Here is a 5,175-nt window from a genome sequence, read left to right as displayed (position 1 = left end):
GAAAGCTTTCGAATTGCGCGACGAGGACCGGACGGTAGTGGCCGTCGTGGGTGACGGTGCGCTCACCGGCGGAATGTGCTGGGAAGCGTTGAACAATATCGCCGGTGCGCAGCGGCCGGTGGTCATCATCGTCAACGACAACGGTCGGTCGTACGCACCGACCATCGGTGGGTTCGCCCAGCACCTGTCGGGTCTACGGTTGCAGCCGCAGTATGAGAAGTTCCTCGACGATAGTCGTCGCGCGCTCAAGCAGTTGCCGATCGTCGGGCCGCCGACCTACGCGGTACTGCACGGGATGAAAAGCGGGCTCAAAGATCTCCTCGCGCCGCAGGCGATGTTCGCCGACCTCGGTCTCAAATACGTCGGCCCGGTCGACGGTCACGACGAGGATGCACTCGAAGCGGCGCTGCGTTCGGCGAAGTCGTTCGGGCGGCCGGTCATCGTCCACGTGGTGACTCGTAAAGGTATGGGCTATGCGCACGCGGAGAATCACGAGGCCGATCAGATGCATGGCATCGGGGTAATCGACCCGGTGACCGGGCGGTCGAAATCGGTTGCGGCGCAAGACTGGACGTCGGTGTTCTCCGGCGCGTTGGTCGAGGCTGGAGGCCGTCGCGACGACGTCGTCGCGATCACAGCGGCGATGGCTGGGCCGACGGGGCTGGCGCCATTTGGTGAACGCTTTCCCGATCGTCTATTCGATGTTGGAATCGCTGAACAGCATGCGATGACGTCGGCGGCCGGGTTGGCGCTAGGTGGTATGCATCCGGTGGTGGCCATTTACGCGACGTTCCTCAATCGCGCGTTCGATCAAATGCTGATGGATGTGGCACTGCTGAAATTGCCCGTCACCGTGGTGCTCGATCGCTCGGGGATTACCGGGCCGGACGGGCCGAGTCACCACGGCATGTGGGACCTCTCGCTGATGTCGATCGTGCCGGGGCTGCGGGTGGCCGCACCGCGAGACGCGGTGCGGTTGCGTGAGGAACTTGACGAGGCGCTCGCTACCGACGACGGACCCACCGCATTGCGTTTCTCCAAAGGTGCTGTGCCGGAGGATATTCGGGCAACGCGGCGTCTCGACGATGGTGTGGATGTCTTACATCAGGCGCGCGCCGTGGGAGGTGCGCTGTCGGGTGATGTGTTGATTGTCGGTGTCGGGGCATTTTGTGGGCTCGCGGTCGAGACTGCCGAGCGACTTGCTCAGCAGGGGATCGAGGCGACCGTGGTTGACCCGCGATGGGTACTGCCGGTGCCAGAGTCGCTGGTCGAGTTGGCGCGTCACCACCGGCTGGTGGTAACGGTCGAAGACGGACTGGTTGACGGCGGAGTTGGGTCGGCGATCAGTGACCTGCTGTCGGAGGCCGAGGTACACGTGCCGGTGGTGCGTCGCGGTGTGGATAAGCGCTTCGTTGAACACGCGTCACGCGGCGAGATCCTGGCCGATCTGGGGCTGACGGCGCAGGATCTATCGCGCGCGATCACCGCGACGGTATCGAGTATGTCGCCGGCCGCGCAGGTCAGCATCGACGAGCCGGCGGGACGCTAGCGGCGACTCAGCTCAGGTCTTGACTGGAACTGTCCCGGTGACCGGCGCAGGCGCTATATCGCCGGCTGCTCACGCCACAGGGACAGTTCCAGTGGCCCTTCTCTATTAAGTTCTCAATGTTCTCGTGCGAGGTCCCGCGAAACGCGTTGTGTGACTCGAGGGTGGGCCACCTGATCTAGGCGGCTGCGGTCGGCGCTAGGTTCATGGTGCGTCGGGCGTGTGAGCGGATCCACTGTCGAGGTCGTTCGGGTCGCGCTGGCGGCGGGGAGAACCAGGGATGCCGGTCCGATCCCATTCTCATTTCCCAGTCAGTTTGGTGAATCATCGTGTGGTGTCGTTGGCAGAGCAGGCCGCCGTTGTCGAGCGTTGTTTTGCCTCCGCGTGCCCAGTGGATCAGATGATGTGCTTGGCATCGCGACGGCGGTTGACCGCAGCCCGGAAACGAGCATCCTTGATCGCGAATGATCAAGGCGCGCCGTAGTTCTGGTGGAAATAGGCGCTGCATCTGCTTGATGTCCAGAGGGACACCGTCGGTATCAAGGATCATCGCCATCAACTCGCAATCGCAGGAGAGCATATCGGCGGTTGCCTCAGATACTGGTTCGCCGAACTCTAGCCGGGGTGCCTGACGTGGTGGCGGGATGGGGCCGAGCGTCGTTTGCTCTAATTCGTCGGCGATTCCCAAGGAGGCCTGTTCCCCGTTGTACGCCGAATGGTGTTCTGCACAGACGTTTTTCGGAAAGGTCAGAGTGATGTGTGGGAGATGTCCGCCGCAGAGAGGACGGTCGTCGGCGCGGAGGTAGGCGTCGAGAACTTCCTCGAAGGCATCAGCTCGCCGTTGGCCGGTGGTGCGCGGATCGGGCGTGCCATCGGGAGCGGGGATGGGCTTGGACAGTGGTTCGAGGGCGATGCGGAGTTTCTCGGCGGCGACGACATCCAAATCGAGCGTGGAGTACGTGCGACCATCGTCGCCGGTCGAGAGAGTCATGTCGTTGAGTTCGCGATTCTCGGCAATCGGAGCCGCATCGTCGGGAACGAGTTCTAGGGCGGTTTTGCGCGCCCACGTGGTGACGTCGTGGGGTGTGCCCGCGCTGGCCTGGCCAAGCAGATTGCTCATTAAATCGCCCTTCTCGTCGACGTCGAGATCAGTGGCACGTTTGGTGATGTATTCCAGGGAGGTCACGACAGCTGCGGCGTGCTCGCCGGACAGGCGGGCTTCTCGGGTCGTCGAGTCCAAGGTGGGGAACAAGCGTAAAGCTTTGGCTACCTTGGTTATTCGTCCAGCGACAACGGGCGGGATGCCGAGAGCGATGAGCATGTTCGTGGCGGTATCACGCTTGCGGGCAGCGACTCCAGAGCGCTCAACCGCAGCGGTCGCACGCGTAAGCAAGGCATCGGCAGCGTTACGTAGGCGGCTCGCGACCACGAGCACTTCGAGGATTTGGCAGTCGTCGACCACGGGCGTCGGGTAAGTCAGCAAGCTGCCCAATTCGGCGACTTCACTGTGCGCGGTGTCTTCCAAATCGTCGATCAGCGACGAGATGTAGGAGTCGATATCGCTGGCTTTCATGGTCCAGATTCTATCGAGGGGGTATGACAAAACGCCTAAAACTGGTGTTCGAGTTGAGGGTGATAGATAAGTTACAGAATGCTATTCGAACGAGTCGACCTGGTTCGCGCTTGGTGGCCGAGGCGGCCTCGACTCAGCCGACTGTTTGCGCAGCCGACGTCATAGGTACCTACTCGTGTTGACTGATATTTGTGAACTCAGGTCTCAATTCGCGAACGCGCCGTCGCAAGCCCGATCCACGTGAGCCGAAGTTGACGTCCGTAATCACCGCTTCGGGAAGCTATTCGGCTACCGAGGTGCCTTCTCAGTGACCGAACGCCCATGCTCGGTTGAGGAGATTCCGTTGGATGTCCGCCCGATCCGCGAAGAACGTCGTGAATAGTCGCTGAATACTTCGACTCACCGTGCCTGAATTGGCGGCGGTCGCACCGATAGGTCAGTACGCTGCCCGGTGGGCGGGGAAAGTCACATCAGCGAAGGAGAATCATGGCTGTATCGGTCAATCTGGCTAAGGCGCTCGACAAGGCATACGAGGACAAAGACCTCGCGGAGATTCTCGACGCACCGCCATCGGCGCTCGCGGGTCTTACCGAGAAGCACGACGAGGCGCTAAAAGACGCCTTGAATATCAAGACAATTCGCGAACTCGGTACCAACAAATACTTCGCGGTTGCCGGTGTGCTCGCCGCGCTGGAAAACAAGACGGGTTAGTCTCAAGAGCCTCAATGACATTCGGTCCCTCGCATCATGCGGGGGACCGAAGTCGTTGACTATCGGGCAGATTCGCGAAGCTTCGACGCAATAGTTTCCGCGGTCAACTCACGTTGCCAGGGCCGTGCTTCGCCGGTCGCCAATGCCGCATCGACGGCATCGGCCGTGATATCCCCGGGGATACCGGTCCAGCAGATCTGCCGAACAAGTTCGGGGGCAAGGAGATTCTCGACCGGAACGTTGTGCGCTTCGGCCAATTCCTTGACGGCGGGTCGCACCACGGCTGCTCTGGCGGCTGCCTCCGGATTGCGTTGCTCCCAACGATTCACTGCCGGGAGGCCTACCTGCGCGGTCTTCTTCGGTGGCAATTCGTCGTCGGGCAACGCGCGTGCTCGTTCGATCGCCGACCACCAGACACTCGCTTGACGCTTCTGCCGGGGCCCGCCGAAAACTGGGAGCCCGGTCAGCTCCGACATTGACTTGGGGTCGGCGGTCGCGGCGGTGACGATCGCCGAATCGGGCAGAACCCGACCCGGCGCGATGTCGCGGCGCGCGGCCATATCCTCACGGGCCGTCCATAATTCGCGCACGGTGGCGAGTCCGCGTTGAGTCTTGATGGAGTGAATATTTGACGTTCGGCGCCATCTATCGGTGCGTGGCGGCGATGGTGGGCGATGGAGAACGTAATCGAATTCCTGTGCGGCCCAGTCAGATTTGCCAGTGGCCGCCAATTCATCGGCGATGGCCTCGCGCAATTCGACCAGCACCTCGACGTCGAGTGCCGCATAGTTTAGCCAGTCGGCCGGTAGCGGCCTGCGGGACCAATCGGCGGCGCCGTGCCCCTTGGCCAGCCCCAGACCTAAGAAGTGGGCGATCATCGCGGCGAGGTTTACCCGCGGCAGCCCCAGCAGTCGACCGGCCAATTCGGTGTCATAGAGTGCGGCACAATGGAAGTCGAGTTCGCGCAGGCAGGGGAGATCTTGGTCGGCCGCGTGCAGAATCCATTCCGGCCCGTCGAGCGCTTCGATGATCGGGCCGAGCGCCTCCGGATGCTCGATCGGGTCGATGAGAAAGCTGCCAGAACCCGTGCGCCGCAACTGAATCAGGTATGCCCGAGCTGAGTATTTGTACCCCGAGGCCCGCTCGGTATCGACCGCGATCGGACCAGTGCCGGTAGCCAATCGTGCTGCGGCGTCCGCAAAGTCACCCGGCTGCAACAGCACCGCCGGGATCCCGTCGCGAGGGGCGGGCAGCGGTGTGGGTTCGATTACCTCGACATCGCCCGTATTACCTTCGGCAGTGTCTCCGTCGTCGAGGTCTGAGGTTGTCATCGTTAGAAGGACTT

4 protein-coding genes are annotated in these 5,175 nt (G+C 62.1%); 2 read left to right on the top strand and 2 right to left on the bottom strand.

The window, feature by feature from the left end:
* Window positions 1-1,549, top strand: a 1,549-nt coding sequence (locus tag GOEFS_RS15340; protein WP_007318844.1) for a 1-deoxy-D-xylulose-5-phosphate synthase N-terminal domain-containing protein, incomplete at its 5' end; no start/stop codon positions are given.
* 175 nt (window positions 1,550-1,724) lie between these two features.
* On the opposite strand, the gene GOEFS_RS15335 is transcribed toward GOEFS_RS15340, so the two are convergent.
* On the bottom strand, window positions 1,725-3,119 hold the full coding sequence (locus GOEFS_RS15335; protein ID WP_007318843.1) for an HNH endonuclease signature motif containing protein: 1,395 nt from the start codon (window positions 3,117-3,119) through the stop codon (window positions 1,725-1,727).
* Between the two features lie 486 nt (window positions 3,120-3,605).
* Between GOEFS_RS15335 and GOEFS_RS15330 the strand changes: the two genes are divergently transcribed.
* Window positions 3,606-3,830 (top strand): hypothetical protein, encoded by a 225-nt coding sequence (locus GOEFS_RS15330; protein ID WP_007318842.1) that lies wholly within the window; start codon window positions 3,606-3,608, stop codon window positions 3,828-3,830.
* A 59-nt stretch (window positions 3,831-3,889) separates the two neighbouring features.
* On the opposite strand, the gene GOEFS_RS15325 is transcribed toward GOEFS_RS15330, so the two are convergent.
* Entirely contained in the window at window positions 3,890-5,161 is a 1,272-nt protein-coding gene (locus GOEFS_RS15325) for an HRDC domain-containing protein (RefSeq protein ID WP_040525254.1), read from the bottom strand.
* Between the last annotated feature and the right edge of the window lie 14 nt (window positions 5,162-5,175).

This window comes from Gordonia effusa NBRC 100432 (genome assembly GCF_000241305.1).
GTDB lineage: Bacteria > Actinomycetota > Actinomycetes > Mycobacteriales > Mycobacteriaceae > Gordonia > Gordonia effusa.
This window is presented reverse-complemented; position numbering and strand designations above follow the sequence as displayed.

Bases quoted from the DNA above. Each gene is read 5' to 3' on its own strand.
- GOEFS_RS15330 (WP_007318842.1), top strand. From the start codon at position 3,606: ATGGCTGTATCGGTCAATCTGGCTAAGGCGCTCGACAAGGCATACGAG.
- GOEFS_RS15335 (WP_007318843.1), bottom strand. From the start codon at position 3,119: ATGAAAGCCAGCGATATCGACTCCTACATCTCGTCGCTGATCGACGAT.
- GOEFS_RS15325 (WP_040525254.1), bottom strand. From the start codon at position 5,161: ATGACAACCTCAGACCTCGACGACGGAGACACTGCCGAAGGTAATACG.